The sequence below is a fragment of the Castellaniella ginsengisoli genome, from assembly GCF_040955415.1.
In the GTDB taxonomy this organism is placed as follows: Bacteria; Pseudomonadota; Gammaproteobacteria; order Burkholderiales; family Burkholderiaceae_B; genus Castellaniella; species Castellaniella ginsengisoli.
Map to the genome: position 1 here is coordinate 2,110,931 of NZ_CP158257.1, position 25,549 is coordinate 2,136,479.

Annotated in this window: 26 protein-coding genes; 18 read left to right on the plus strand and 8 right to left on the minus strand. The window is 67.8% G+C overall.

Going from position 1 to position 25,549, the window contains the following annotated elements; translation table 11 throughout:
• Positions 1-3: 3 nt before the first annotated feature.
• Positions 4-1,164 carry an aromatic ring-hydroxylating dioxygenase subunit alpha gene (locus tag ABRZ00_RS09995; RefSeq protein ID WP_368642116.1) on the minus strand — a complete coding sequence of 387 codons (1,161 nt, stop codon included), beginning with the start codon at positions 1,162-1,164 and terminating at the stop codon, positions 4-6.
• Between the two features lie 278 nt (positions 1,165-1,442).
• Here ABRZ00_RS09995 and ABRZ00_RS10000 point away from each other — a divergent pair, with 278 nt between their 5' ends.
• The 9 genes from ABRZ00_RS10000 (at position 1,443) to ABRZ00_RS10040 (ending at position 8,416) form a co-directional block, all read left to right on the plus strand.
• The gene (locus ABRZ00_RS10000) at positions 1,443-1,721 is read left to right on the plus strand and encodes an exodeoxyribonuclease VII small subunit (RefSeq protein ID WP_368642754.1); all 279 of its coding nucleotides are present in this window, start codon (positions 1,443-1,445) and stop codon (positions 1,719-1,721) included.
• A complete protein-coding gene (locus ABRZ00_RS10005; protein WP_368642115.1) occupies positions 1,718-2,635 on the plus strand; it encodes a polyprenyl synthetase family protein in 918 nt (305 codons plus the stop codon). Before ABRZ00_RS10000 ends, ABRZ00_RS10005 begins: the two co-directional genes overlap by 4 nt.
• Before the next feature lie 5 nt (positions 2,636-2,640).
• The gene (dxs, locus tag ABRZ00_RS10010; RefSeq protein ID WP_368647899.1) at positions 2,641-4,503 is read left to right on the plus strand and encodes a 1-deoxy-D-xylulose-5-phosphate synthase; all 1,863 of its coding nucleotides are present in this window, start codon (positions 2,641-2,643) and stop codon (positions 4,501-4,503) included.
• Positions 4,500-5,312: a GTP cyclohydrolase FolE2 gene (gene folE2, locus ABRZ00_RS10015; RefSeq protein WP_368642114.1), complete on the plus strand. Its 813-nt coding sequence runs from the start codon at positions 4,500-4,502 to the stop codon at positions 5,310-5,312. Before dxs ends, folE2 begins: the two co-directional genes overlap by 4 nt.
• A gap of 149 nt (positions 5,313-5,461) precedes the next feature.
• Positions 5,462-5,830 carry a 30S ribosomal protein S6 gene (rpsF, locus tag ABRZ00_RS10020; RefSeq protein WP_325123994.1) on the plus strand — a complete coding sequence of 123 codons (369 nt, stop codon included), beginning with the start codon at positions 5,462-5,464 and terminating at the stop codon, positions 5,828-5,830.
• A 20-nt stretch (positions 5,831-5,850) separates the two neighbouring features.
• Entirely contained in the window at positions 5,851-6,144 is a 294-nt protein-coding gene (priB, locus tag ABRZ00_RS10025) for a primosomal replication protein N (protein WP_343838844.1), read from the plus strand.
• A 46-nt stretch (positions 6,145-6,190) separates the two neighbouring features.
• On the plus strand, positions 6,191-6,463 hold the full coding sequence (rpsR, locus tag ABRZ00_RS10030) for a 30S ribosomal protein S18 (protein WP_066456389.1): 273 nt from the start codon (positions 6,191-6,193) through the stop codon (positions 6,461-6,463).
• 16 nt (positions 6,464-6,479) lie between these two features.
• Complete coding sequence (gene rplI / locus ABRZ00_RS10035) at positions 6,480-6,935, plus strand: 50S ribosomal protein L9 (RefSeq protein WP_368642113.1); 456 nt, start codon at positions 6,480-6,482, stop codon at positions 6,933-6,935.
• A 110-nt stretch (positions 6,936-7,045) separates the two neighbouring features.
• Entirely contained in the window at positions 7,046-8,416 is a 1,371-nt protein-coding gene (locus tag ABRZ00_RS10040) for a replicative DNA helicase (protein WP_343838848.1), read from the plus strand.
• Between the two features lie 50 nt (positions 8,417-8,466).
• Here ABRZ00_RS10040 and pdxA read toward each other — a convergent pair whose 3' ends face one another.
• The 4 genes from pdxA to ABRZ00_RS10060 are packed head-to-tail and all read right to left on the minus strand — an operon-like array spanning position 8,467 to position 12,193.
• Positions 8,467-9,489, minus strand: a complete 1,023-nt coding sequence (gene pdxA, locus ABRZ00_RS10045) for a 4-hydroxythreonine-4-phosphate dehydrogenase PdxA (RefSeq protein WP_343838850.1) — start codon at positions 9,487-9,489, stop codon at positions 8,467-8,469.
• A complete protein-coding gene (locus tag ABRZ00_RS10050) occupies positions 9,470-11,254 on the minus strand; it encodes a PhoH family protein (RefSeq protein ID WP_368642112.1) in 1,785 nt (594 codons plus the stop codon). Before ABRZ00_RS10050 ends, pdxA begins: the two co-directional genes overlap by 20 nt.
• Positions 11,255-11,276: 22 nt before the next feature.
• Positions 11,277-11,747 (minus strand): peroxiredoxin, encoded by a 471-nt coding sequence (locus ABRZ00_RS10055; RefSeq protein ID WP_368642111.1) that lies wholly within the window; start codon positions 11,745-11,747, stop codon positions 11,277-11,279.
• On the minus strand, positions 11,744-12,193 hold the full coding sequence (locus ABRZ00_RS10060; protein WP_368642110.1) for an Mth938-like domain-containing protein: 450 nt from the start codon (positions 12,191-12,193) through the stop codon (positions 11,744-11,746). Before ABRZ00_RS10060 ends, ABRZ00_RS10055 begins: the two co-directional genes overlap by 4 nt.
• A 168-nt stretch (positions 12,194-12,361) precedes the next feature.
• Here ABRZ00_RS10060 and alaC point away from each other — a divergent pair, with 168 nt between their 5' ends.
• The 4 genes from alaC (at position 12,362) to ABRZ00_RS10080 (ending at position 17,533) form a co-directional block, all read left to right on the plus strand.
• Complete coding sequence (gene alaC, locus ABRZ00_RS10065) at positions 12,362-13,549, plus strand: alanine transaminase (RefSeq protein WP_368642109.1); 1,188 nt, start codon at positions 12,362-12,364, stop codon at positions 13,547-13,549.
• Complete coding sequence (locus tag ABRZ00_RS10070) at positions 13,546-14,850, plus strand: homoserine dehydrogenase (protein ID WP_368639334.1); 1,305 nt, start codon at positions 13,546-13,548, stop codon at positions 14,848-14,850. Before alaC ends, ABRZ00_RS10070 begins: the two co-directional genes overlap by 4 nt.
• The gene (thrC, locus tag ABRZ00_RS10075; RefSeq protein WP_368642108.1) at positions 14,847-16,247 is read left to right on the plus strand and encodes a threonine synthase; all 1,401 of its coding nucleotides are present in this window, start codon (positions 14,847-14,849) and stop codon (positions 16,245-16,247) included. Before ABRZ00_RS10070 ends, thrC begins: the two co-directional genes overlap by 4 nt.
• A 200-nt stretch (positions 16,248-16,447) precedes the next feature.
• Positions 16,448-17,533, plus strand: a complete 1,086-nt coding sequence (locus tag ABRZ00_RS10080; RefSeq protein WP_368642107.1) for an ornithine cyclodeaminase — start codon at positions 16,448-16,450, stop codon at positions 17,531-17,533.
• On the opposite strand, the gene hpnE is transcribed toward ABRZ00_RS10080, so the two are convergent.
• Genes hpnE through hpnC form a run of 3 tightly spaced genes read right to left on the minus strand, consistent with a single transcriptional unit; the run spans position 17,506 to position 20,569 of the window.
• Positions 17,506-18,831 carry a hydroxysqualene dehydroxylase HpnE gene (hpnE, locus tag ABRZ00_RS10085; protein ID WP_368642106.1) on the minus strand — a complete coding sequence of 442 codons (1,326 nt, stop codon included), beginning with the start codon at positions 18,829-18,831 and terminating at the stop codon, positions 17,506-17,508. The genes ABRZ00_RS10080 and hpnE overlap by 28 nt on opposite strands.
• Positions 18,828-19,691 carry a presqualene diphosphate synthase HpnD gene (gene hpnD, locus ABRZ00_RS10090; RefSeq protein WP_343838868.1) on the minus strand — a complete coding sequence of 288 codons (864 nt, stop codon included), beginning with the start codon at positions 19,689-19,691 and terminating at the stop codon, positions 18,828-18,830. The genes hpnE and hpnD overlap by 4 nt, the downstream gene beginning before the upstream one ends.
• The gene (hpnC, locus tag ABRZ00_RS10095) at positions 19,688-20,569 is read right to left on the minus strand and encodes a squalene synthase HpnC (RefSeq protein ID WP_368642105.1); all 882 of its coding nucleotides are present in this window, start codon (positions 20,567-20,569) and stop codon (positions 19,688-19,690) included. Before hpnC ends, hpnD begins: the two co-directional genes overlap by 4 nt.
• Before the next feature lie 143 nt (positions 20,570-20,712).
• Here hpnC and alr point away from each other — a divergent pair, with 143 nt between their 5' ends.
• From alr to ABRZ00_RS10120, 5 genes are all read left to right on the plus strand, one after another.
• On the plus strand, positions 20,713-21,840 hold the full coding sequence (gene alr, locus ABRZ00_RS10100; RefSeq protein WP_368642104.1) for an alanine racemase: 1,128 nt from the start codon (positions 20,713-20,715) through the stop codon (positions 21,838-21,840).
• 10 nt (positions 21,841-21,850) lie between these two features.
• Positions 21,851-22,567, plus strand: coding sequence for an SDR family oxidoreductase (locus tag ABRZ00_RS10105; RefSeq protein ID WP_343838874.1), 717 nt, complete (start codon positions 21,851-21,853; stop codon positions 22,565-22,567).
• Positions 22,567-23,922: a DNA repair protein RadA gene (gene radA, locus ABRZ00_RS10110; RefSeq protein ID WP_368642103.1), complete on the plus strand. Its 1,356-nt coding sequence runs from the start codon at positions 22,567-22,569 to the stop codon at positions 23,920-23,922. Before ABRZ00_RS10105 ends, radA begins: the two co-directional genes overlap by 1 nt.
• Before the next feature lie 10 nt (positions 23,923-23,932).
• The gene (locus ABRZ00_RS10115; RefSeq protein ID WP_368642102.1) at positions 23,933-24,709 is read left to right on the plus strand and encodes a sulfite exporter TauE/SafE family protein; all 777 of its coding nucleotides are present in this window, start codon (positions 23,933-23,935) and stop codon (positions 24,707-24,709) included.
• Between the two features lie 127 nt (positions 24,710-24,836).
• Complete coding sequence (locus ABRZ00_RS10120; protein WP_368642101.1) at positions 24,837-25,541, plus strand: 3-deoxy-D-manno-octulosonic acid kinase; 705 nt, start codon at positions 24,837-24,839, stop codon at positions 25,539-25,541.
• The last annotated feature ends 8 nt before the right edge of the window (positions 25,542-25,549 follow it).

Consider the following 25,549-nt stretch of genomic DNA (forward strand, 5'->3'; position numbering starts at 1 on the left):
GGCCTAGTCCGGATCCGCGGATTCCAAGGGCGCCTCGTTCATCATGCGGCGGTACCAGGCATGGAAGTGCGCCATGCCGTCCTCCAGGGGGCTTTGGTAAGGGCCGCGTTCATCGTCGCCGCGCTCCATCAGGGCGCGGCGGCCGGCGTCCATGCGTTCTCCGATCTCGTCATCTTCGATCGCGGTTTCCAGGTAGGCCGCCCGCTGGGCCTCGATGAACTCGCGCTCGAAGGCGACGATTTCCTCTGGATAGTAGAACTCGATCACATTGACGGTTTCCTGGGGGCCGACGGGGTGCAGCGTGGACAGCACCAGGACATGGGGATAGAGCTCGATCATGTGCGTGGGAAAGTACGTCACCCAGATCGCGCCGAAATCGGGCGCCGCCCCCGAGCGGTACTGCAGCAGGCGGTCGTGCCACTGCCGGTAGACCTCGGTGCCCGGCTGGCCCAGGGCCTGGTGGATGCCGACCCGCTGCATGCTGTGGAAGGCGCCGAACTCCCACTCCAGGTCGTCGCAGGTGACAAAACGCCCCAGCCCGGGGTGGAAGGGGCCGACGTGGTAGTCCTCCAGGTAGACCTCGATGAAGGTCTTCCAGTTGTAGTGGCAGGGGTGGATTTCCACGTGATCCAGCACATAGTCGGAGAAATCGAATTCCGGCCGTCCGAACAGGCCGCCGATATCGTCCAGCGGGTCGCGGGCGCCTTCGAAGAGCAGGCCGTGGCAATTGCGCAGCGGGAACTCGCGCAGCCGCAGCTCCGGTTTTTCCGGGAACAGCGGGGCGTTCAGCAGCCGGCCCTGGGTGTCGTAGCTCCATTGATGGATGGGGCACAGGATGCGCCCGCCCGTGCTGCACAGATTTCCGGCGGCGCAATCGGTCTCGCGGCCGGTCTGGCTGCCCAGCATCAGGGCCTGGCGGTGACGGCAGACGTTGGACAGCAGGCGCAGGTCGGTGCGGTCGCGCAGCAGAACCCGCCCGCCGCCCTCATGGGCCAGCGTGCGCCAGTCGCCGGGGTTCGGCACCATCTTCTCGTGACCTACGTAGCATGCGCTGCGCTCGAAGATGCGGCTGCGTTCCCGCGCCAGGACGGCTGGGTCGAAATAGTGGTTTGCCGGGAGCTGGCTGGCCAGATCCGAACCGGAAGGGATGAAAGGGTTGGTCATTGGTTCCCCCCGCAAGAATGAAACCGCCCGGAGCGCCGCCGGGACGCCCGGCGCTTCGGATGTGCGGGGCGGGGACGGCAGCCGGGTCGGCGCGAAGAAAAACACCCGAGCTGGTCGGTCGCGCGAAGCGGCCCGACCGCATGGCCCCGGCACGATGCAGCGCCCGGTCCGGGACAGGGGACGAAATTGTACCCTACGCGGCCGGCGCGGGGGTGGGCCTGTTTCATGGTCCGGCGAGGTTCCCGTACAATCCAATCTGGAATGTTCAGATGAAACCCATGGTCAACGATCAAACCCCGCTGCCGGCCTCCCCGCCTCAGCCTGCGGATCCATTGCCCCAGGACTTCGAGACGGCGTTGGTCGAGCTCGAAGCCCTGGCCGCCCGCATGAGCGACGGCGATCTGGGCCTGGAGGAATCCGTTGCCCTGTACCAGCGCGGCGTGGCGCTGGCCCAGGTATGCCAGGAACGGCTGGAAGTTGCCGAGCAGCAAGTTCAGGTGCTTCAAGATCAAATGCTCCAGCCTTTCGACCCCGCTGCCGCGCGGGATGCGACATGACCGCTTCGCCGGGGCATTTCGACGCCTGGCTGCAAGGCCGGGTGGAGCACATCGCAACGGTGCTCGATGACCTGCTGCCCTCCCTCCAGGATGACCCTGCGCGCCTGCGCGAGGCCATGCGCTATGCCGTTCTCGGGCCGGGAAAGCGGGTGCGCGCCGCGCTGGTCTACGCGGCCGGCGAAGCCAGCCGCCCGCCGGCCGGAACAGCCGCCGTCCAGGATCTGGCGCTGGATGCCGCCGCCGCTGCCGTGGAACTGATCCACGCCTATTCCTTGATCCATGACGATCTGCCTTGCATGGACGACGACGACTTGCGGCGCGGCCGGCCCACGGTGCACCGCCAGTTCGGCGACGAAGCCCTGGCTATGCTGGCCGGTGACGCCCTGCAGCCGCTGGCCTTCGAGTGCCTGGCGCAGATGCCCATTGCGCCGGCCCTGACGGTTCAGGCGGTCCAGTTGCTGGCCCGCGCGGCGGGCGGCGACGGCATGGTCGGCGGCCAGGCCATCGACTGCGCCAGCGTCGGCCGCCCGCTGCCGATCGAAGAACTGCAGCAGATGCATCGCATGAAGACCGGCGCTTTGCTCGAAGCCAGCGTGCTGCTGGGCGGGGTGGTGGCCGGGGCCAGCAGCGCGGTCCGCACCGGTCTGGAATCCTATGCTTCAGCCATGGGCCTGGCTTTTCAGGTGGTGGACGACATCCTGGATGTGACCGCCGATTCCGCCACCCTGGGCAAGACCGCCGGCAAGGACGCCGCCCAGGGCAAACCGACCTACGTCTCCATCATGGGGCTGGAGGGTTCGCGCGAGATGCTCGCCGGGCTGCGCGAGCAGGCGTGCGCCGCATTGTTGCCTCTGGGGCCCTCGGCCTGCCGACTGCGCGAACTGGCCGACTACATCATCGGCCGGTCCCATTAGAAAACATCATGACTAGATTACTGGAAGGGATCCAATCGCCGGCGGACCTGCGCCGGCTGGACCGTCGGGACCTCAAAGAACTGGCCGCCGAACTGCGGGCGTTCGTGCTGGACTCCGTGTCTCGCACCGGAGGCCACTTGTCCTCCAACCTGGGCACGGTCGAACTCACCCTGGCGCTGCATTATGCGTTCGACACGCCCGATGATCGGCTGATCTGGGATGTGGGCCATCAGTCTTATCCGCACAAAATCCTGACCGGCCGCCGCGAAGCCATGTCCGGCCTGCGCCAGCAGGGCGGGATTTCCGGCTTCCCGAAACGCGCCGAGTCGCCGTACGACGCTTTCGGCACGGCGCATTCCTCGACCTCGATTTCCGCGGCGCTGGGCATGGCCGTGGCCTCGCGCAATGCAGGCGTCGATCGCCAGCACATCGCCGTGATCGGCGACGGGGCCATGACGGCCGGCATGGCTTTCGAAGCCCTGAACAATGCGGGCGTCACGCCCGACGTGAACCTGCTGGTCGTGCTGAACGACAACGACATGTCGATTTCGCCGCCGGTGGGGGCATTGAACTACTACTTCGCCCGCCTGCTGTCGGGCCAGTTCTATGCGCGCGCCAAGATCATGGGGCGGGCCGTGCTGCAGCATGTGCCGCCCGTGCTCGAACTGGCCCGCAAACTGGAAGGCCACGCCAAGGGCATGCTGTCGCCGGCCACGCTGTTCGAAGAGCTGGGCTTCAACTACATGGGGCCGATCGATGGCCATGATCTGGACGTGCTGATTCCCACGCTGGAAAACCTGCGCAAGCTCGGCGGCCTGCAGTTCCTGCACGTCGTCACGCGCAAGGGCCAGGGTTACAAGCTCGCCGAAGCCGATCCGGTCCTCTACCACGGCCCGGGAAAATTCGATCCCTCGGTCGGCATCCAGAAACCCGCGACTCCCGCACGACGCTCCTTCACCCAGGTCTTCGGCGCGTGGCTGTGCGACATGGCCGCCGCCGATACGCGCCTGGTGGGCATCACCCCCGCCATGCGCGAGGGCAGCGGTCTGGTCGAGTTCGAGCGCCGCTTTCCGCAGCGCTACTTCGACGTCGGCATCGCCGAGCAGCATGCCGTCACGTTCGCCGCCGGTCTGGCCTGCGAAGGCTGCAAACCCGTCGTGGCGATCTACTCCACGTTTCTGCAACGCGGCTACGACCAACTGATCCACGACGTGGCCCTGCAGAACCTGGACGTGACTTTCGCCCTGGACCGGGCCGGCATCGTCGGCGCCGACGGAGCGACCCATGCCGGCAACTACGATATCGCCTATCTGCGTTGCATCCCGAACCTGGTGGTCGCCACGCCCTCGGACGAGCACGAGGCCCGGCTGCTGCTCAATACCTGCTTTCTCCATCCCGGGCCGGCCTCGGTCCGCTATCCGCGCGGCGCCGGCTGCGGCGCCGAGCCGGGCGACGACCTGGGCCCCGTCGAACTCGGCCGTGCCGTGGTGCGCCGCGAGGGCCGGGACGTGGCGCTGCTGGTATTCGGCACCCTGCTGCCCGAAGCCGCGCAGGCGGCCGAGGTGCTGGATGCCACGCTGGTGGACATGCGCTTCGTCAAGCCGCTGGACGAAGCGTTGCTGCGGCGCCTGGCCGACCGCCACGAATTGTTCGTCACGATCGAAGAGGGCGCCGTCATGGGCGGCGCCGGCAGCGCCGTGGCTGAATGGCTCAACCGGGAGGCGATCGTCCGCCCGATCCTGCAACTGGGCTTGCCGGATGAATTCATCGATCATGGAGACCAGAAGGCCATTCTCGCCGGACTCGGCCTGGATGCCGGAGGTATCGAGGCGTCGATACGCCAACGCTTGAAAAGGAATGCGTCATGAACACCCTGCTGGATCCGGTGACGACGGCGATGCCGGATGTGCAAAGCGGGCCGGATACCCGGCGGATCGCCATCCAGCGGGTGGGGGTGCGCGGCGTGCGCCACCCTTTGGTGGTGGCGGCCGGCGACGGCCAGCCCCAGGCGACCGTGGCCGATTGGGAAATGACCGTCGCGCTGCCGGCCGATGAAAAGGGCACGCACATGTCGCGTTTCATCGCCTTGCTGGAGTCGCGCCGCGCCCAGCCCATGACGCCCGCGGCCCTGTGCGCCCTGGCGCAGTCGATGCTGGACCTGCTGCATGCCGATGCCGGCGACGTGGCGGCCGCCTTTCCCTACTTCATCGAAAAACCCGCGCCTGTGTCTGGCGTGCGCAGCCTGATGGATTACCAGATACGCTGGTCCGCCCGGGCGCGCCGGGGCGAGGCGCCGCGTTTTTCGCTGTCCGTCCAGGTGCCGGTGACGAGCCTGTGCCCCTGCTCCAAGGCGATTTCCGAGTACGGCGCCCACAACCAGCGTTCGCACGTCTGCGTGGATCTGGAATACGACTCGGCCGAGGCCGTGGATCTGGATGCGCTGATCCGGGGCGTCGAATCCCAGGCCTCGTGCGAACTGTGGGGGCTGCTCAAGCGCGCCGACGAGAAATTCGTGACCGAACGCGCGTATGAAAACCCGAAGTTCGTCGAAGATCTGGTGCGCGATGTGGCCGTGATGCTGCAGCGCCTGCCCGGCGTGTCGTCCTACCGGGTCACGGCGGAAAACTTCGAGTCCATCCACAATCATTCCGCCTACGCGGTCGTGCACAGCGTCTAAGGCGTCTTATGTGCTAGAATGATTGGTTACTTGCTCGACCGTGCTTGTGGCGTACCGTTTTTGGGTGCGCCCGCAGCGCCCCGGGACGGGGGCTGCGCAGTGCCGGCGGGCTGTCTGTCAACACCACAGATATCCACAAGGAGTCTTACATGCGCCACTACGAAGTAGTGTTCATCGTGCACCCCGATCAGAGCGAGCAAGTGCCCGCCATGATCGAGCGCTACCAGGCCATGGTCACCAGCAATGGCGGCCAGATCCATCGCGTCGAGGACTGGGGCCGCCGCCAGTTGGCCTACCCCATCCAGAAGCTCGTCAAGGCCCACTACGTGTGCTTCAACATCGAGTGCGGCCAGGCCGCCCTGGATGAGCTCGAGCACTCGTTCCGCTACAACGACGCGATCCTGCGCCACCTGTTCGTCAAGACCAAGCACGCCCACACCGAGCCGTCCATCATGATGAAGTCGGTCGAGCGCGAGGAAGCCCGCAAGGCGACCGCCACCGAGTCCACGAATTCCTGATCCGCAAGTCCGCGCATTCCGTGAACCGGGTCGAACTTGCAGCGCGCGTGGCCGAGGCCGAGCCGCTGCGTCACACACCGGCGGGAACGCCGGTGCTGAGACTCCGGATGGCACACGAATCCGAGGTCCTGGAAGCCGGATCCCCCCGCATCGTCCGCATGGAATTGCAGGCGGTGGCACTAGGGGATGTGGCCCGGGATCTGGCCGCAGCGCCCATCGGCGCGCTGATCCAGGCCACGGGATTCCTGGCGCCCCTCCGGCAGGGTTCGGACCGGCTGGTGTTCCACATCCAGCGGATCGCGCAGGCACACTGAATGAATATGCCGGGTACGAACCCGGCAACCAAGAAAGGCAATCCAAATGGCTTACTTCAAGAAATCCAAGGAAAAGCGCAAGTTCGGGCAACAGAATCCGCTGTTCAAGCGCCGCAAGTTCTGCCGCTTCACCGTCGCCAAGGTCGAAGAGATCGACTACAAGGATCTCGACACCCTGCGCGATTTCATCCAGGAAAACGGCAAGATCATTCCGGCCCGTCTGACCGGCACCAAGGCGCACTACCAGCGTCAACTGGACACCGCCATCAAGCGCGCGCGCTTCCTGGCCCTGTTGCCGTACACCGACAACCACAACTGATCCGAGGTCTCCCGTCATGCAAGTCATCCTGCTTGAAAAAGTCGTCAATCTCGGCAATCTGGGCGATGTGGTCCGTGTGCGCGACGGCTATGCCCGCAACTACCTGATCCCCCAGAAGATCGCCCGCCGGGCGACCGATGCCGCCCTGAAGGAATTCGAAGCCCGCCGCGCCGAGCTCGAGAAGCACCAGGCCGAAAAACTGGCTGCGGCCCAGGCCGTGGGCGAAAAGCTGTCCGGCTATGTGCTGGTCATCGGCCAGAAGGCCGGCGTGGACGGCCGCCTGTTCGGCTCGGTCACCAACATGGACGTGGCCGCGGCCTTGCAGGCTGCCGGTTTCACCGACGTGCACAAGGCGCAGGTCCGCATGCCGGACGGCGCCATCAAGACCGTGGGCGAGTTCCCGCTGCAGGTCGCGCTGCACGCCGATGTCGTGGCCGACATCTCGGTGACCGTGCAAGGCGAAATGGCCTGACGCGCCGCATCGTCGTGCGCCATTCCTCGTGGTAAGGTAGGAATGGCACGGCGCCGCTGAAAAGGCCGGCTTTCCGCCGGCCTTTTCTTTTTTGAATGCAAGGACAAGGTTTGGACATCGAAGCCGACGCGCAACTGGACTATCTGCGTGTGCCCCCGCACTCCATCGAGGCCGAGCAGTCGGTGCTGGGCGGTCTGCTGCTGGACAACGCCGCCTTCGACCGGGTCGCGGACGTCCTCACCGAGGATGACTTCTACCGTTTCGATCACCGCCTCATCTGGCAGCACATCACCCGGCTGGTGGGGCTGGCACGGCCGGCCGACGTCATCACGGTCCACGAATCCCTGGCCACGGCGGGCAAGGCCGACGAATGCGGCGGCCTGCCGTATCTGAATGCGCTGGCGCACAACACGCCTTCGGCGGCCAACATCCGCCGTTACGCAGAGATCGTGCGCGAGCGTTCCATGCTGCGCAAACTGGTCTCGATCGCCGACGAGATTTCCTCGACGGCTTTCAATCCCCAGGGCAAGGAAGCCCGGCAGATCCTCGACGAGGCCGAGTCCCGCGTGTTCCAGATCGCCCAGGAGGGCGCGCGCGGCATGGCCGGGTTCCAGGAAATCCGGCCGCTGCTGGCCCAGGTGGTCGAGCGCATCGACGAGCTCTACCACCGCGAGGGCGACTCCGACGTCACCGGGGTGCCGACCGGTTTCAACGACCTGGACCGCATGACGTCGGGCCTGCAGGCAGGCGATCTGGTGATCGTGGCGGGCCGGCCTTCCATGGGCAAGACCTCTTTCTCCATGAACATCGGTGAGCACGTCGCCATCGAGCAGGGCCTGCCGGTGGCCGTGTTTTCCATGGAAATGGGCGCGGTGCAACTGGCCATGCGCATGATCGGCTCGGTCGGCATGCTGGATCAGCATCGCATGCGCACCGGCAAGCTGAACCAGGATGACTGGCCGCGCCTGACCCACGCCGTGCAGAAAGTCGAGGAAGCCCAGATCTACATCGACGAGACCCCGGCGCTGACGGCGATGGAGTTGCGCGCGCGCGCGCGCCGGCTGTCGCGCCAGTGCGGGCAGTTGGGGCTGATCATCATCGACTATATCCAGTTGATGTCGGGCAGCGGCGGCGAGAACCGCGCCACCGAGATTTCCGAGATCAGCCGCTCGCTGAAGGGGCTGGCCAAAGAGCTGAACTGTCCGGTGATCGCGCTCTCGCAGCTCAACCGCAGCCTCGAGCAGCGGCCCAACAAGCGGCCCGTCATGAGCGATCTGCGCGAGTCCGGAGCCATCGAGCAGGATGCCGACGTGATCATCTTCATCTACCGCGACGAGGTCTACAACCCCGATTCGCCGGACAAGGGTACGGCCGAAATCATCATCGGCAAGCAGCGTAACGGTCCCATCGGCACGGTGCGCCTGACCTTCCAGGGGGCCAGCACCCGCTTCCTGAATTTCTCGGCGGCGCCGGGGTTTTAGCGTCTCCACGCTGCGCAGCCTTCGGCCGCTTGCTGCCCCCGAGGGGGGCGTCAGGACGCGGTCATCCTCAATGCCATGCGCACGGCCGCGCGCAGCGAGGCCGGATCGGCGAGGCCGCGCCCGGCGATGTCGAAGGCCGTGCCGTGATCCACGCTGGTGCGCACGAACGGCAAGCCTACGGTGACGTTCACCCCTTCGTCCAGGCCCAGGTATTTCACCGGGATCAGGCCCTGGTCGTGGTACTGGGCGACCACGATGTCGAATTCCCCCCGGCGGGCGCGCATGAACACGGTGTCGCCCGGCCAGGGGCCGGTGGCGTCCAGCCCTTCGGCCCGGGCCCGGGCGATGGCCGGCGCGATGTGGCGGGCCTCTTCGTCGCCGAAGGCGCCGCCTTCGCCCGCATGCGGGTTGAGCCCCGCCACGGCGATGCGCGGCCGGGCGATGCCGGCCTGGCGGCAGGCCCGCTGCGCCAGGCGGATGGCGCGCAGTTCCGCCTCGGGGCTGAGCGCCGCCGGCACGCGGGACAGGGCGATGTGGATGGTGACCAGCAGCACCCGGAGTTCGTCGTTGGCGAGCATCATGGCGTAGTCCGCCGTGCCGGTGCGTTGCGCCAGGATTTCTGTGTGGCCGGGGAAATCGACGCCGCCCGCGTGCAGCGCGCCTTTGTGCAGCGGCGCCGTCACCAGCGCACGCACCCGGCCGGCCAGGGCGTCGTCGATGGCGTGGCACAGGTACTCATAGGCGCCGCGCCCGGCGCGCGGATCTTCCCGGCCCCAGGGCAGATCGGCCGGCAGGGCGTCCCAGCGGTTCAGCACGCCGATCGTGCCGCCCGTGGTGCCTGCGCCGGGCGCATCCAGCGGGCGGACCGCCAGGCGGTCTTCCAGGCCCAGTGACCGGCAGGCGCGCCGCAGAGCGCCCGCGTCGCCGTAGACGACGGCGGGGTGGGGCAGGCCTTCGGCGTACAGGCGTGCGATCAGTTCCGGGCCGACGCCCGCGGCGTCCCCCAGCGTGAAAGCCAGGGGCGCGTCGGCGGGAGCCGCCGGAAGGCCGGGATCAGAGCGCGTCGCTGGCATAGTCGGCCAGCCTGGATCGCTCGCCGCGTTGCAAGGTGATGTGGCCCGCATGAGGCCAGCCTTTGAAGCGATCCACCACGTAGGTCAGCCCCGAACTGCCTTCGGTAAGGTACGGGGTGTCGATCTGGGCGATGTTGCCCAGGCACACGATCTTGGTGCCGGGACCGGCGCGCGTGACGAGGGTCTTCATCTGCTTGGGGGTCAGGTTCTGGGCCTCGTCGATGATCAGGAACTTGTTGAGGAAGGTGCGGCCGCGCATGAAATTCATGGACTTCACCTTGATGCGGGAGCGGATGAGATCCATGGCGGGCGTCTTGTTCCAGTCCTGGCCGTTGCCGTTTCCCGAGACGCCAAGCGCACCCGCCGCCCCTTGATGCAGCACTTCCAGGTTGTCCTCGAGCGCGCCCATCCACGGCAGCATTTTTTCTTCTTCGGTACCGGGCAGGAAGCCGATGTCGTCGCCGACCGGCACAGTGGCCCGGGTGATGATGATCTCGGTGTAGCGCTTGGTCTCGAAGGTCTGGGCCAGGCCGCTGGCCAGGGCCAGCAGGGTCTTGCCGGTGCCCGCCTGGCCCAGCAGCGAGACGAAGTCGATGTCGGGGTTCATCAGCAGGTTCATGGCGAAATTCTGCTCGCGATTGCGCGTGGTGACGCCCCAGACGCTGTTCTTGGCGTGGCTGAAGTCGCGCAGGGTGGACAGCACGGCGCTCTTGCCGGTGACCTCCCGCACCTGGGCATACAGTGGCATCTCGCCTTCGTAGTAGACGAATTCATTGACGATGAACTGGCCGCACAGCGGCCCGCTCACGCGATACCAGGTCAGGCCGTTCTGCTGCCACGATTCGATGTCCTTGCCATGCTTGTTCCAGAAATTTTCCGGCAGCGGCATGACGCCGTCGTACAGCAGGTCGGAATCGTCGAGGACGTGGTCGTTCAGGTAATCTTCGGCCGGCAGGCCCAGCGCCCGGGCCTTCAGCCGCATGTTGATGTCCTTGGACACCAGCACGATTTCGCGCTTGGGGTTTTCTTTGCGCAGCCCGTGGACGATGCCCAGGATGACGTTGTCCGCCTTGCCCATCGGCAGTTCCAGGGGCAGGTGCATGTCGGTGGGTCGGGTCTGGAAATGCAGCGAACCCAGGGCGTCGGTATTGCCCAGGGCGTCCAGCGGCACGCCCTTGGACAGGTCGCCTGTGCCGATCAACTGGTCCAGGTGGCGGCTGACCTGCCGGGCGTTGCGCGCGACCTCCGACATGCCTTTTTTCTGATGATCGAGCTCCTCGAGCACGATCATGGGCAGGAAGACGTCGTGTTCGGCGAAGCGGAACAGGGACGAGGAATCGTGCAGCAGCACATTGGTGTCCAGCACGAACAGCTTGCGCTGCGAAACCGGGAGCCGCTTTGGCCGCGCGGCGCGCGGGGCAGGCTGGGCCGGCGCGGGCGTCGCCGCCTGGGCGGTGGGCTGGCTGTCCGCCTTGGTCGGGGCCTGCGGAGCCGCTTTGTCGGCGGTCTGCGCGGCGGACGGCCGCGGTTCCGATGCCTTGGCGGGCGCAGCCGGGGCGGCCGCGGGCGCAGCAGCCGGGCGGTCGGCGGCCCGGGTCAGGATGGCGGCGACCGGCCGGGATTTTGCGCGGCGCGAACGGGGCGCAGCCTCCGAAGTGTCGAAGGCCGGCCCCGGTATGGCGTTCGGGACGGCTTCGGTCGGTGCGGAGCGGGCGGCGGCTTGGAGTATGTCGCCCGGGCGGGTCGGCGGTTGCGGAAGGGGCATGAAGGCTCCAGAGGGGCCGCGCTCAGGCGGCCAGGTTGTGCGCGGCTTGCAGGACTTCGTCGGCATGGCCGGGAACGCGCACGCCGCGCCATTCCTGAACCAGGATGCCTTGCCGGTCAACCAGGAAAGTGCTGCGTTCGATGCCGCGCACTTGCTTGCCGTACATGTTCTTCTGTTTCATGACACCGAACAGGGCGCACAAGGCCTCGTCCGGATCCGAGATCAGGGGGAAGGGCAGGGATTGCCGGTCGGTGAAATTCTGGTGGGATTTCAGCGTGTCTCGCGAAATGCCATAGATGTCGCAGCCCAGAGCCTGGAATTGCGCGTGGCGGTCGCGGAAATCCTGCGCTTCGGTGGTGCATCCGGGCGTGTTGTCCTTCGGATAGAAATACAGCACGAAGGGGCGGCCCCGCAGGGCGGTCGAATCAAAGAGGCCGTGGGTGGTTTCAGCGGTGAGCGGCGGCAACGGCTGGCCGATGGCGATGGTGGTCATGAGGAGGCTCCGGGTAGCAGCAGGGCCAGCACGCGGCGTTCTTCGGACATGAGGATGTTGTAGGTCCGGGCGGCGGCCTGGGTGGTCATGGTTTCGACGCCGATGCCCAGCGACAACAGGGGCTGCAGGATATCTGGGCGCAGGAATGTCTGGCGCGGGCCGGTGCCGATCAGCAGGACTTCGGGGGCGTCGGCGGGCAATTCGGTCGCGGGCGCGTCGTCGTCGAGGAAGGCCAGGGGATCGCGGGCGGCCGGCTTCAGGCCGATCAGATCCTGGAGGAAGGCGGCATCGAGGTCGGCGGCGGTGCGCACGGCAAGGCTGCGGATCGGGCCTTCGGGAGCGAAACAAAGGGCGCCGTCGTAGCGGACCCGATTGATTTCCAGGAAGCCGTCACCGTAGGCGGTCACGGTGTTGAGCGCGGGATTCAGGTCTTTTTGCAATAGCACGGGCAAGCTCCGGTGTTCCTGTGATGATAGCGCATCATGCAAGCGCGATTCTCGCGCGGGGCCGTTTCACGGGCGGGCATTTGCGAGTCGCGGTCGCATGCGATAGATTATCGAGTTTGCTGCACCGCATCTATCCGCACGACTCCAGCCCATCCGCCGAGGACCATCATGACGAGCTTTCCGCGCATCGAGCGCCTGCCCCCCTATGTGTTCAACATCACCGGGGAACTCAAGATGGCCGCACGCCGGCGCGGCGAGGACATCATCGACATGTCGATGGGCAATCCGGACGGCCCCACGCCGCAGCACATCGTCGACAAGCTGGTGGAGGTCGCCCGCCGCCCGGATACCCATGGCTATTCGGTGTCCAAGGGCATTCCGCGTCTGCGCCGGGCGATCTCGACCTGGTACGAGCGCCGCTACGGGGTGGACATCGATCCGGATTCGGAAGCCATCGTGACCATCGGCTCCAAGGAAGGCCTGGCCCACTTGATGCTGGCCACGCTGGACCGGGGGGATACGGTGCTGGTGCCCAATCCCAGCTACCCGATCCACATCTACGGCGCGGTGATCGCCGGCGCCAACATCCGTTCGGTGCCCATGACGCCCGGCCTGGACTTCTTCGAGGAAATCGAGCGCGCGGTGCGCGAGACCATCCCCAGGCCCAAGATGATGATCCTGGGTTTTCCTAGCAATCCCACGGCACAGTGCGTGGAGCTGTCCTTCTTCGAGCGCATCGTGGCGCTGGCGCGCGAGCACGGCATCCTGGTCGTGCACGATCTGGCCTACGCCGACATCACCTTCGACGGCTACGTGGCGCCGTCCATCATGCAGGTGCCCGGCGCGCGCGACGTGGCGGTGGAATTCTTCACCATGAGCAAGAGCTACAACATGGCCGGATGGCGTATCGGCTTCATGGTGGGCAACCGCGAACTGGTCAATGCGCTGGCGCGCATCAAGAGCTACCACGACTACGGCACTTTCACGCCGCTGCAGGTGGCGGCCATCGCCGCCCTGGAGGGGCCTCAGGACTGCGTGTCCGGGGTCGTCGAGCAATACCGCAGCCGCCGCGACGTGCTGGTGCGCGGGCTGCACGAGGCGGGCTGGATGGTGGACGTGCCCAAGGCCTCCATGTACATCTGGGCCCGCATCCCCGAGCCCTACCGCGCCCAGGGTTCGCTCGAATTTTCCAAGCGCTTGCTGGCCGACGCCAAGGTCGCCGTGTCCCCCGGGATCGGCTTCGGCGAATACGGCGATGAATACGTGCGCTTCGCGCTGATCGAAAACGAGCAGCGCACCCGTCAGGCGGTGCGCGGCATCAAGGACATGTTCCGCAAGGACGGGCTGCTGAAATGAAACCGATCCGTGTAGGTTTGCTCGGTCTGGGCGTCGTCGGCGGCGGGGTCTGGACGGTTCTGTCCCAGAACGGCGGTGAAATCGCCCGGCGCGCCGGGCGGCGCATCGAAGTGGTCGCCGTGGCGGTGCGCGACGTGGCCAAGGCGCGCGCGCTGGTGGGGCCCGAGGTCGCGGTCACCACCGACGGCATGGCGCTGGCGCGCGACCCGGACATCGACATCATCGTCGAGCTGATGGGCGGCGATACCGTGGCCCGCGACTGCATCCGCGAAGCGATCGCCCAGGGCAAGCATGTCGTCACGGCCAACAAGGCCCTGCTGGCCATGCACGGCAACGAAATCTTTGCCGCCGCCCAGGAGCGCGGCGTGATGGTCGCCTTCGAGGCGGCCGTGGCGGGGGGCATCCCCATCATCAAGGCGATCCGCGAAGGCCTGACCGCCAACCGCATCCAGTGGCTGGCCGGCATCATCAACGGCACGACCAATTTCATCCTGTCGGAAATGCGCCAGCGCGGCTTGCCGTTCGATACCGTGCTGGCCGAGGCCCAGCGCCTGGGCTACGCCGAGGCCGACCCCACCTTCGACATCGAAGGCGTGGACGCCGCCCACAAGCTCACGCTGCTGGCCTCGCTGGCCTTCGGCATCCCGGTGCAGTTCGACAAGGCCCACATCGAGGGCATCGCCCATCTGGCTTCCGAGGACATCGTTCACGCGGAACGCCTGGGCTATCGCATCAAGCTGCTGGGCATCACCCGCCGCCGGCCCGACGGCATCGAGTTGCGGGTCCACCCCGCGCTGGTGCCCGACCATTGCCTGCTGGCCAACGTCGAGGGCGCCATGAACGCCGTGCTGGTGCGCGGCGATGTGGTCGGCCCTTCGCTGTATTACGGGCAGGGCGCGGGCGCCCTGCCCACGGCTTCGGCCGTGGTGGCCGACCTGGTCGACGTGGCGCGCCTGCAGATGGCCGATCCCGAGCACCGCGTGCCGCATCTGGCCTTCCAGCCCGATGCCATGTCCGACATCCCCGTGCTGCCCATGGCCCAGGTGCACACCAGTTTCTATCTGCGCCTGCGGGTCGACGACCGGCCGGGCGTGCTGGCCGATCTGGCGCGGGTGCTGTCGGATGCCGGCATTTCCGTGGGTTCGATGTTCCAGCAGCCTCATGGCGAACATCAGGCCGACATCATCTTCCTCACCCACGAAGCGCGCGAGGGCGACGTGGACCAGGCGCTGGGCACCATCCAGCGCCTGCCTTTCGTGCGTTCGGACGTGACCCGGCTGCGCGTGGAGAACATCAATTGAAGTATCTGTCCACCCGGGGCGGCATGCGCTCCCAGCCTTTTTGCGACATCCTGCTTGAAGGCCTGGCGCCCGACGGTGGCCTGACGCTGCCCGAAACCTTGCCCAAGCTGGATGCCGATACCCTGGAATCGTGGCGCGGGCTGGATTACGCCGATCTGGCGGCCCGGGTGCTGGGCTTGTTCATCGATGACATCGCTCCCGGCGACCTGTCGCGCATGACGCGCGCGGCCTACTCGCCCGATGTGTTTCCGCGCATCGCGCCGGTCAAACCGCTGCGCCCCGGCCTGGCGCTGCTGGGCCTGTCGGAGGGGCCGACGCTGGCCTTCAAGGACATGGCCATGCAGTTTCTGGGCCAGGTCTTCGAGCATGTGCTGGCGCAGCGCGGCCAAACGCTCAATATTCTGGGCGCCACTTCGGGCGATACCGGTTCGGCGGCCGAATACGCGCTGCGCGGCAAGCGCGGCGTGGCCGTGTTCATGCTGTCTCCCCACGGGCGCATGAGCGCCTTCCAGCGCGCCCAGATGTATTCGCTGCAGGATGCCAACATCCACAACATCGCCTTGCACGGCGTGTTCGACGAATGCCAGGATATCGTCAAGGCCCTGGCCGGCGACCTGGATTTCAAGAGCGCCCACCGCCTGGGCGCGGTCAATTCCATCAACTGGGCGCGCATCGCCGCGCAAGTGGTGTACTACGTCTGGGGATGGCTCAGAGCCACCCAGGGGCCCGGACAGCCGGTATCGTTTGCTGTGCCCTCGGGCAATTTCGGCAATATCCTGGCCGGCCATATCGCCCGCGAAATGGGCGTGCCGATCCGCCGTCTGGTGCTGGCCACCAACGAAAACAACGTGCTCGAAGAATTCTTCCGCACCGGTGTCTACCGGCCGCGCGCCGCCGACCAGACGCACGCCACTTCCAGCCCGTCCATGGATATTTCCAGGGCGTCGAATTTCGAGCGTTTCGTCTTTGACCTGGTGGACCGCGATCCGGCCAGGGTCCGGGCGCTGATGGAGGAACTGCGCGCCACCGGTCAATTCGACCTGTCCGGCCTGCGGCCCGCTTTCGCCGAGCGCTACGGGTTCGTGGCGGGCGTCAGCACCCATGCCGACCGCCTGCGAACGATCCGCGACATCCGTCGCGAAACCGGTGTGCTGATCGATCCGCATACGGCGGATGGCGTCAAGGTCGCCCTCGAACACCTGGAAGACGGCGTGCCCATGCTGGTGCTGGAAACCGCCTTGCCCGCGAAGTTCGCCGAGACCATCCTCGAAGCCACCGGCGAGGCGCCGGATGTCCCGGCCGGGCTGCGGGATCTGGACCAGCTTCCCCAGCGGGTCGTGGTCATGGATTGCGATGCCCGCCAGGTGGCGGATTACGTGCGCCGTCACGCGCTGTAGGCATCGGCACGGCCATCGGGTGCGGGATCGGCTCCGCCTGATTGCCGCGCCGCCGCCGGATTTGAAGCAGGTAAATTAATACTTGGTTCAATAGTTGATGGCATTTCGCTAGTTTTATGACGGAATGAAGGCATTTTTGGCGATATACATTGCCAACCCCTTGGGCCACACTGGATGCATCACATCCCAAGGAGACCATCATGCACGTCCCCGCTTTGGCGCAGCCCCGCACGCTATTCCTGGATACCCATGATGTCGCCCGGCTGATCGGCATTCTGGGCCTTCCCGCCTGCCTGAAGAGCCTGGCCGGCATGCTGCGGGCCGATTACCTGCGCTGGCAGGAGTTCGACAAGGAAGCCCGCATCGCGGCCTATTCCGAAGCAGGCACGATCGAGCTGATGCCCATCACCGATGGAAACCACTACAGCTTCAAATGCGTCAACGGCCACCCCGGCAACGGCCGCCATGGCCTGCCGACCGTCATGGCCATGGGGGCGCTGCTGGATTGCGATACCGGAGCGGTCCGCCTGCTCAGCGAATTGACGCTGACGACGGCGCTGCGCACGGCGGCGATGTCGGCCTTGGCCGCCCAGGCGCTGGCGCGGCGCGACAGCCATTCGATGGCGCTGATCGGCAACGGGGCGCAAAGTGACTTCCAGGCATTGGCCTTTGCCTGCCTGCTGGGCGTGCGCGAGTTGCGGCTTTATGATCTGGACCGCCATGCCTCGGAGCGCCTGGCGCGCAACCTGGCGGCGGCCGAACTGCCCGGGCGGCCGTTGTCCGTGCGGATCTGCGATTCGGCCGCCCAGGCCGTGCGCGGCGCGGATATCGTCACCACCGTGACGGCCTTTCAGGGGCAGGCGCGGGTGTTGGACGCCAGCCTGATCGAACCGGGCATGCACCTGAACGCGGTGGGGGGCGACTGCCCGGGCAAGACCGAGCTGGATCCCGCGATTCTCGACCGGGCCGACGTGTTCGTCGAATTCCCGCCTCAGACCCGCAAAGAAGGGGAAATCCAGCAGAAGCCGGTGGACTTCCCCGTCACTGAATTGTGGCGTGTCCTGTCGGGCGAGCAGTCGGGGCGGACGCGGGCGGAGCAGGTGACCGTTTTCGATTCGGTCGGCTTCGCGCTCGAAGACTACTCCGCATTGCGTTTTCTCTACGCGCAGGCGCAGGCCCACCAGGTGGGCCGCTGGGTGGATGTCGAGCCGGGCCAGGCGGATCCGCGCGATCTGTACGGCTGGCTGCGCGGCGAGATTCACGCGGCTTCGGCGCTGGCCTCCTGACGGAGCCTGTCCGCGGCGCGCAATCCGCTGCGCACGGCGCCTTCCAGCACGGCGGGATAGCCGGTGTCGGTCCAGTCGCCGGCCAGCAGCAGGCCGGGCCAGGGCGTGACGGTACCGGGGCGCCGCAGGCCCGGGATGGCATCGAAGGTCGCCCGCCGCTCCGTGACCAGGGCGTGGGCTTCGACCTCGGGCAGCGACGGGCGCGCCCCCGCGCCCGCCTGGTCGCGGATCTGCGCGATGACGCCGGCGGCGATGCGCGCCGGGTCGCGGCCCGCATAGCGGTCCGCCGTGCCGATCACCACATGGACCAACCGTTGGCCGGCGTCCGCGCTGGCGCTGGCGCTGCGGTCGAACAACCACTGCCCCCAGGCATCGCGCGCAGGGTCGTCGTGCAGCAGCAGCATGGGCTGCCCGGATCGCCAGGGCCGGACCAGGCGCAGCGTCAAGGTGCCGATGGCGGAATGCGCCAGTGCCGGCCAGGCGTTCAGAAAATCCGCCGCATCCGGCAAGGGTTCCAGCAGGCGGCGGGCCTCGGCGGCGGGCACGGCCAGGATGACGCTCTGGCAGGGCTCCCCGTCCACCCGCCAGCCGCCGGCCGGATCGGGCGCGATCGAACGCACCCGTTGCCGCCGCAGGCGGTCGCCCAGCAGCGCGCAGGCCCGGTTGGGCCAGAGGCCGTGCAGGTCGTCCCGCGGGATCAGGACGCGGCTGGCGGCCGGCCCGGCGCCCAGGCTGTCGGCCAGCACCCGGGCGAACAAACGCGCCTGCGCCGCCTGCGCCGGCGTGTTCATGGCCGCCAGGCACAAGGGTTCCCAAAGGCGCGCCATCAGGCCGGGCGGGCAGCCCAGGCCGTCCAGCCAATCCGCGACTGTCATGGAAGGGTCGATGCCCGGCGGCGCCAGGGCACCGAAGACCCGGGCGAGGTGGCGGCGCCCCCGCCAGCCGTCCAGCCCCCGGCTGCCCAGCAGGACACCCAGCCGGTGCAGAGGCGGGGGCAAGGGCCAGAACCGGAGATTCAGGCCGCCGTCGGCCGATTGCAATGCCAAGTCCTGGGCCAGCAGGACGTGCGCCGGATCCACGCCCAGGGATCGCATGAGGGTCAGGGTATCGGTGTAGGCGCCCAGCAAGATGTGCTGGCCGTTGTCCAGGCGCAGCCCCAATCCGTGATGCTCGATGCGCCTGGCCCGGCCGCCGGGCGCGGCGGCGGCCTCGTAGACCCGGACAGACCGCCCCGCCTGGCGCAGGCGGACGGCGGCGGCCAGCCCCGCCCAGCCGCCGCCGATGACGGCGATGCTCATTTTGCCAGGTCGCGCACCAGCCCCCGGCCGCCGCCGACCCAGGTTTTCCAGGCGAGCCAGAACTTGCGGATCGGCGTGAGGGCGATGCGCTGATTCAACACGTGCCAACCGTCGCGCTCGATTTCGTCGAGCAGGGCGGCGTAGATGGCGGCCATCATCAGCCCGGGCCGCTGCGCGCGGCGGTCAGCCTCGGGCAGGGCGCGCATGGCGTCGCGGTACAGCCCGCGCGCGCGTTCGGTCTGTTGGCGCATCAGCGCCTGGAAGTTCTCGGTGTAATGGCCGTCGAGGATGTCGTCCACCGTGACGCCGTGGCGGGCCATGTCGTCGGCGGGCAGATAGATGCGTCCGCGCCGGGCGTCGTCGCCGACGTCGCGGATGATGTTGGTCATCTGGAAGGCAAGGCCCAGGGTCTCGGCGTATTCCAGCGTGCGCGGATCCGTATGCCCGAAGATGCCGGCCGACAGATCGCCCACGACGCCGGCGGCCCGCCAGCAGTATTCCTTCAGCGCCGGCCAGTCCGCGTAGCGGAATTGGTCCAGGTCCATTTCCATGCCTTCGATCACGGCGTAGAAAGGGCCGGGCTGCAGTCCGAAGGCGCGGACGTGCCCGGACAGCGCGATGGCCACCGGATGATCGGGCGTGCCGTCGAACATCAAGTCGACCTGGCTGCGCCACCAGGCGAGCTTCATCCGCGCGACGGAGGCTTCTCCGACCTCGTCCACGATGTCGTCCACTTCGCGGCAGAAGGCGTACAGCGCCGTGATGGCGCGGCGCCGCTCGGGCGGCAGGAACAGGAAGGCGTAGTAGAAGCTGGAGCCGCTGCGCGCGGCCTTTTGCTGGCAGTATTCGTCGGGCGTCATGGTAGCTGGGCCAATGCGGCGTCGGGTCGCGGCGTCAGGAATGCGCGCCAGCATAGCAGGAAGGCGTCGCCGCGGCCCAGGATGGGCCGGTTGCGCCAAGGGTCGTAGCCGCCGGCCGCCAGCTTGTCGAGGATCCTCAGGCCACCATGCACCACCAGGCGCAGTTCGAGGCCGATGCGGCCGGGCAGGCGCCAGGCCAGCGGGCTGCCGGCCAGCAGGGCGCGGCGTGCCTGCCCGGCCTGCTCGCGCACGGCGGCGCGCCAGGCATCGGGGGACGGGACGGGGGCGCCGGCGCACAGGGCGTCCAGATCGTGCGGATCGAGTCCGTGGCGCGCCAGGCAGTCCAGAGGAATGTAGCAACGGCCCTTGGCGTGGTCCAGGGCGACGTCCTGGCAGAAATTCGCCCGCTGCAGGCCGGTGCAGATCGCATCGGACTGAGCCAGGTCTTCGGGAGCGGTGTGGCCGAACAGGTGCAGCATCAGACGGCCAACCGGGTTGGCGGACCGGCGGCAGTAGTCCAGCAGGCGCGGCTCATCGGCGTAGCGGGTGACCTCGAGATCCTGGATGAAGGCCGACAGCAGATCGAGCAGGGGCTGGATGGGCAGGCGGTGGCGTGCGAGGGTATCGCCCAGGCGGGCGAACACCGCCCGGTCGTCTTCGGACAAGGACGCCTGGATCGGCCGGCCGGCGCCCAGGTCGCGGACAGCGGCGCGCCAGGCCTCCAGCCGTGCCAGGCGCGCTTGCACGGGAGCGTCGCCTTCGTCGGCGATGTCATCCGCGCCGCGCGCGAAGGCGTACAGGTCGCGCACCGCCGGGCGCAGCCGGGCGGGCAGCAACAGGGACGCGACAGGGAAGTTTTCGTAGTGATCGACGCTCATGATGAGGCAGTATACTTAGCCCGGCAGTCTGCTTGGCCCGGTTTTTTTCCGTAGGTCACCCTGGCCCGGCAGGCCGATTCTCGAATGCCCATGCACGGCCCGGTTCCAGGGCCGCCGTCTTTTTCTGCCTTCCGGGGGAGTTCATGCCGCGTCCGATTCTGGCGACGATCGACACCGAAGCCATGTCCCATAATCTGCGGACGGTAATCGGCCGCCTGCGGCAGGATGCCCCCGGTTCAGTGCCTTTCGTCTGGGCTGTGATCAAGGCGCGCGGCTACGGGCACGGCATCGAGGCTGCCCTCGAGGGTTTCAGCGAGGCCGACGGCCTGGCGATGCTGGACCTCGAAGAGGCCGTGCGATGCCGCGAACTGGGCTGGACGGGTCCGCTGCTGCTGCTCGAAGGCTTCTTCGAGCCCGACGATCTCGACACGCTGGTCCGGTACCGGATCGGCGCCGCCGTGCATTGCGCCGAGCAACTGGACATGCTGGCGACCAGCCCCGTCGCCCGGCAGGTCGATGTTTTCGTCAAACTGAACACCGGCATGCACCGGCTGGGCTTCCAGCCGGACGAGTTCCGCGCCGCGTACGATCGCGCCCTGGTCCTGCAGGCCGGCGGCGTGCTGGGCCAGCTCGGCGCCATGACCCATTTTGCGCGCGCGGACGACGATCCCGACGTCACCCTGGCGCAGATCGAGTGTTTCCGGCGCGTGACCGATGGCCTGTCCGGGCCGGTCAGCCTGTGCAACTCGGCGGCCACCCTGACGCCGGGGCTCGCGTCGGGCATCGCCGGCGACACCCAGTGGGTTCGCCCGGGCATCTGCCTGTACGGCGCCTCGCCTTTCGCCGACCGTTCGGCCGACTCGTTCGGCCTGCGCCCGGCCATGACGCTGTCTGCCCAGTTGATCGGCGTGCATCGCGTCCCGGCGGGCGAGTCGGTGGGCTATGGCCATGCGTTCCGCGCGCCCCATGAGATGCGGGTCGGGATCGTCGCCTGCGGCTATGCCGACGGCTACCCGCGCCATGCGGCGACGGGCACGCCGGTCACGGTCGCGGGGGTGCGCACCCGGCTGGTCGGCCGGGTTTCCATGGATATGCTGGCCGTGGATCTGGATCCCGTGCCTGAGGCGTCGGTGGGCGCGCCGGTTGTGCTCTGGGGCGCGGGGGGGCCTTCGGTGGATGAGGTCGCCGCCGCCTGCGGCACCATCGGCTACGAATTGCTCACCGCCGTGACGCCGCGGGTGCCGCGCCGCATTCTGCCCATTCCGGCCTGAGGAACCTCCCATGAAAAATAGCTGCGTACTCGTCACCGGCGCGACCAAAGGCATCGGCTGGGCCGTCAGCCAGCGCCTGGCCGACCAGGGTTGTCACGTCGTCGGCCTGGCCAGGCACGTGGCCGACATCGACTTCCCCGGCTACCTGTACGCCTGCGATCTGGCCAACGCCGGCGAGACCGAAGAGCTTTTGCGCGTCATCCGCGAAAAATATCCCGTCGATGCCGTGGTCAACTGCGTCGGGCCGGCGATGCCCGAACCTCTCGGCGAGGTCGATCTGGCTTCGCTCTACCAGGCTTTCGACCTGAACGTGCGCGTGGCCGTCCAGGCGGTACAGGCCTTCGTGCCCGGCATGAAGGCGCGCAAGTCCGGCCGCATCGTCAATCTGTGCGGACGCGTCGTCCACGGCCAGACCGGGCACACCAGCTATGCGGCGGCCAAGAGCGCGCTGCTCGGCTGTACCCGGACCTGGGCTCTCGAACTGGCGCCTTATGGCGTGACCGTCAACGCGGTCTCGCCCGGTCCGGTGGAGACCGGCCTGTTCCGCGCCGAATGCCCGGTCGGCAGCGAGGCCGAGAAAGCCGTGCTGGCGACGATCCCGATGGGCCGCCTGGCGCAGGCCGACGAGGTCGCGTCCGCCGTGGTGTTCCTGCTGGGTGACGGGGCGGCCTTCATCACCGGACAGGAAATCGGCGTGGACGGCGGCGGCAGCCTGGCGGGCCGTTGATGGCCAAGGCCCGGACCCAGTTTCTCTGTTCGGATTGCGGCGGCATTTCCGCCAAATGGGAGGGGCGCTGCCCGCATTGCGGAGCCTGGAACACGCTCCAGGAAACCCGCGAATCCCCAGCGGCGGCAGGCCACCGCTATGCGCCGCTGGCTGCTTCCACGCCGGTGCGCCGCCTGGCCGACATCGAGGCCCGCGAGCAGGCCCGCAACCCGACCGGCATCGAGGAATTCGACCGCGTCCTGGGCGGCGGACTGGTGGCCGGCGCCGTGGTGCTGATCGGCGGCGATCCGGGGATCGGCAAGTCGACCCTGCTGCTGCAGGCGCTGGCCAGCCTGTCGGAGCGCGGCCCCGTGCTCTACGTGACGGGTGAGGAATCCGCCGAGCAGGTCGCCCTGCGCGCGCAGCGCCTGGGCGTATCGGGCGATGGCGTGGATCTTCTGGCCGAGATCCGCCTGGAGCAGATCACCCAGGCCCTGGTCGAGCGCCAGCCCGGCGTGGCCGTCATCGATTCGATCCAGACCTTGTATTCGGGCGAACTGACCGCCGCGCCCGGCTCGGTGTCCCAGGTGCGCGAATGCGCAGCCCAACTGACCCGCATCGCCAAGCAGACCGGCGTCACCCTGATCCTGATCGGTCACGTCACCAAGGACGGCGCGCTGGCGGGCCCGCGGGTGCTGGAGCACATTGTCGACACCGTCCTGTATTTCGAGGGCGACACCCATTCCTCGTTCCGTCTGGTGCGGGCGATCAAGAACCGCTTCGGCGCCGTCAACGAGCTCGGCGTGTTCGCCATGACCGACCGGGGGCTGCGCGGGGTCAGCAATCCGTCCGCGCTGTTTCTGGCCGGACATGCGCGCGAGGTCGCGGGCTCCTGCGTCATGGCCACCCAGGAGGGCACCCGTCCGCTGCTGGTCGAGGTCCAGGCGCTGGTGGATACGGCCCATGTGCCCAATCCGCGCCGCCTGTCCGTCGGGCTGGAAAGCAGCCGCCTGGCCATGCTGCTGGCCGTGCTGCACCGCCATGCGGGAGTGGCCACCTACGACCAGGACGTGTTCGTCAACGCCGTCGGCGGGGTGCGCATCATGGAGCCGGCCGCCGATCTGGCCGTGGCCCTGGCGATCCTGTCTTCCATGCGCGACCGGCCTTTGCCGGCCGGCTTGCTGGCCTTTGGCGAGATCGGGCTGGCCGGCGAAATCCGCCCGGCGCCGCGCGGCCAGGAACGCCTGCGCGAAGCCGCCAAGCTGGGCTTCAAGCATGCGGTCGTGCCGCGTGCCAATTTGCCGCGCCAGCCGATCGAGGGGTTGCGCATCCAGGCCGTCGATCGCGTCGAAGACGTGCTCGGCGTGCTGTCCTGATAGGTTCGCGATGGAAGGGCTCTGGCTGATTCCCGCCTGCCTCGCGGCCGGAGGGCTGATCGGTTTTTCCGGCGGCGTGCTGGGCATCGGCGGGGGCCTGTTCGCGATTCCCCTGCTGGGGCTGCTCCTGGGCTATGAGCAGCAGGCCGCCCAAGGGACGGCGCTGATCATGGTGCTGCCCGCCATTTTGCTGACCCTGCGCAAATATCATCAGCATGCGCCCATCGACTGGCGTGCGGCCGCCGCCGGGGCCTGCGGTTCCATTCTCTGCACCTGGATCGGCGCGCGGATCGCGTTGGGACTGGATCCCTGGCTGCTGCGGCGCATCTACGCCGGTTTCGTGTTCCTGATCGCCGTCTTCTATTTCCGCGAGAGCCTGGGCCGGCGGGCCCGGCCCCATCCGGCCGCGTTCTATCGTGAGGTCGGCCAGGTGCGCAAGAGCTGGTATTTCTGCGTCGGCCTCTGCGCCGGTCTGGCCGGCGGGATCTTCGGCGTGGGCGGCGCCGTGCTGGCGGTGCCGTTCCTGACCAGCTTCTTTCACCTGCGCCAGACCTCGGCTCAGGCAGTGGCGCTGGCGATGATCGTGCCGGGCACCTGCGTGGCATTGGCCACCTACGCCTGGCATGGCCAGGCGCACGGCCTGGTGGGCATTCCCCTGGCCGTCGGCAGCCTGCTGTGCGTGCCCTACGGAGTGCGCCTGGCCTATGCCTTGCCCGAGGCGCGCCTGAAACTGATCTTCGCCTGCATGCTGCTGGTCATCATGGGGCTGCTGCTGATGCGGGGATGAGACCGGCCACGGCACAGCCTCTGCGGACTGTGTCGTGCCGATCGAATCCGGGCGGCATGCAGACCGCGAGGTGGAGAAATGCCTCATGCCAGGACGCACCCAGTCGATCAAATCCAAGGAGACATGAATGAGGAACCGCATTCCGCCGGGCTGGGCCGAACACCGCTTCCCCGGCGGCGCCTTCTGCGTGCCGGCGCGTTTTTCCGGCCGGGCCGGCCCGGGCTGGTTCGATGCCCGCAGGCCCGATGCCATCCCGGTGGGCGAGGGCGGCCGCCAGGCCGCCTGGTTCGTCGAGGGCGATCACGGACCCGCCGTCCTGCGCCACTATCGGCGCGGCGGTCTGCGCGCCCGGCTGGGCGGCCGTGAATCCTATCTGTGGCTGGGAGAGCCCCGGGTGCGCGCCTGGGCCGAAGCCCGGGTGCTGGATCACCTGCGCCGGGCCGGATTGCGCGTGCCCGAGCCGCTGGGTGCGATTTATTGGCGTGGGGGGGCTTCTTCTTTCTTCTACCGCAACGCCATCCTGGTCGCCCGGATTGCGGGAGCGCAGGCTCTGGCGGGCCGCCTGGATCAGGCCGATCCCGCCGCCGTCGCCCGGGCCATTGCCGCGATGCACGCGGCCGGTGTCTGGCATGCGGATCTGAACGCCTACAACATCCTTTTCGACGCCGACGGCCAGGTCTGGCTGATCGATTTCGACCGCGCGCGCCTGGGTGTGGTGTCACCGGAACAGGCGCAAAAAAACCGGTTGCGCCTGCGCCGGTCTTTGGTTAAGGTAGCCGGCGCGCGCGGAGCGCAGTGGTGGGATGCGTTATCCCGTTGTTTACCTTCATGATAGGGACT

Bases quoted from the DNA above. Each gene is read 5' to 3' on its own strand.
- ABRZ00_RS09995 (WP_368642116.1), bottom strand. From the start codon at position 1,164: ATGACCAACCCTTTCATCCCTTCCGGTTCGGATCTGGCCAGCCAGCTC.
- ABRZ00_RS10000 (WP_368642754.1), top strand. From the start codon at position 1,443: ATGGTCAACGATCAAACCCCGCTGCCGGCCTCCCCGCCTCAGCCTGCG.
- ABRZ00_RS10005 (WP_368642115.1), top strand. From the start codon at position 1,718: ATGACCGCTTCGCCGGGGCATTTCGACGCCTGGCTGCAAGGCCGGGTG.
- folE2 (WP_368642114.1), top strand. From the start codon at position 4,500: ATGAACACCCTGCTGGATCCGGTGACGACGGCGATGCCGGATGTGCAA.
- rpsF (WP_325123994.1), top strand. From the start codon at position 5,462: ATGCGCCACTACGAAGTAGTGTTCATCGTGCACCCCGATCAGAGCGAG.
- rpsR (WP_066456389.1), top strand. From the start codon at position 6,191: ATGGCTTACTTCAAGAAATCCAAGGAAAAGCGCAAGTTCGGGCAACAG.
- rplI (WP_368642113.1), top strand. From the start codon at position 6,480: ATGCAAGTCATCCTGCTTGAAAAAGTCGTCAATCTCGGCAATCTGGGC.
- pdxA (WP_343838850.1), bottom strand. From the start codon at position 9,489: ATGCCAGCGACGCGCTCTGATCCCGGCCTTCCGGCGGCTCCCGCCGAC.
- ABRZ00_RS10050 (WP_368642112.1), bottom strand. From the start codon at position 11,254: ATGCCCCTTCCGCAACCGCCGACCCGCCCGGGCGACATACTCCAAGCC.
- ABRZ00_RS10055 (WP_368642111.1), bottom strand. From the start codon at position 11,747: ATGACCACCATCGCCATCGGCCAGCCGTTGCCGCCGCTCACCGCTGAA.
- alaC (WP_368642109.1), top strand. From the start codon at position 12,362: ATGACGAGCTTTCCGCGCATCGAGCGCCTGCCCCCCTATGTGTTCAAC.
- ABRZ00_RS10070 (WP_368639334.1), top strand. From the start codon at position 13,546: ATGAAACCGATCCGTGTAGGTTTGCTCGGTCTGGGCGTCGTCGGCGGC.
- ABRZ00_RS10080 (WP_368642107.1), top strand. From the start codon at position 16,448: ATGCACGTCCCCGCTTTGGCGCAGCCCCGCACGCTATTCCTGGATACC.
- hpnE (WP_368642106.1), bottom strand. From the start codon at position 18,831: ATGAGCATCGCCGTCATCGGCGGCGGCTGGGCGGGGCTGGCCGCCGCC.
- hpnD (WP_343838868.1), bottom strand. From the start codon at position 19,691: ATGACGCCCGACGAATACTGCCAGCAAAAGGCCGCGCGCAGCGGCTCC.
- hpnC (WP_368642105.1), bottom strand. From the start codon at position 20,569: ATGAGCGTCGATCACTACGAAAACTTCCCTGTCGCGTCCCTGTTGCTG.
- alr (WP_368642104.1), top strand. From the start codon at position 20,713: ATGCCGCGTCCGATTCTGGCGACGATCGACACCGAAGCCATGTCCCAT.
- ABRZ00_RS10105 (WP_343838874.1), top strand. From the start codon at position 21,851: ATGAAAAATAGCTGCGTACTCGTCACCGGCGCGACCAAAGGCATCGGC.
- radA (WP_368642103.1), top strand. From the start codon at position 22,567: ATGGCCAAGGCCCGGACCCAGTTTCTCTGTTCGGATTGCGGCGGCATT.
- ABRZ00_RS10115 (WP_368642102.1), top strand. From the start codon at position 23,933: ATGGAAGGGCTCTGGCTGATTCCCGCCTGCCTCGCGGCCGGAGGGCTG.
- ABRZ00_RS10120 (WP_368642101.1), top strand. From the start codon at position 24,837: ATGAGGAACCGCATTCCGCCGGGCTGGGCCGAACACCGCTTCCCCGGC.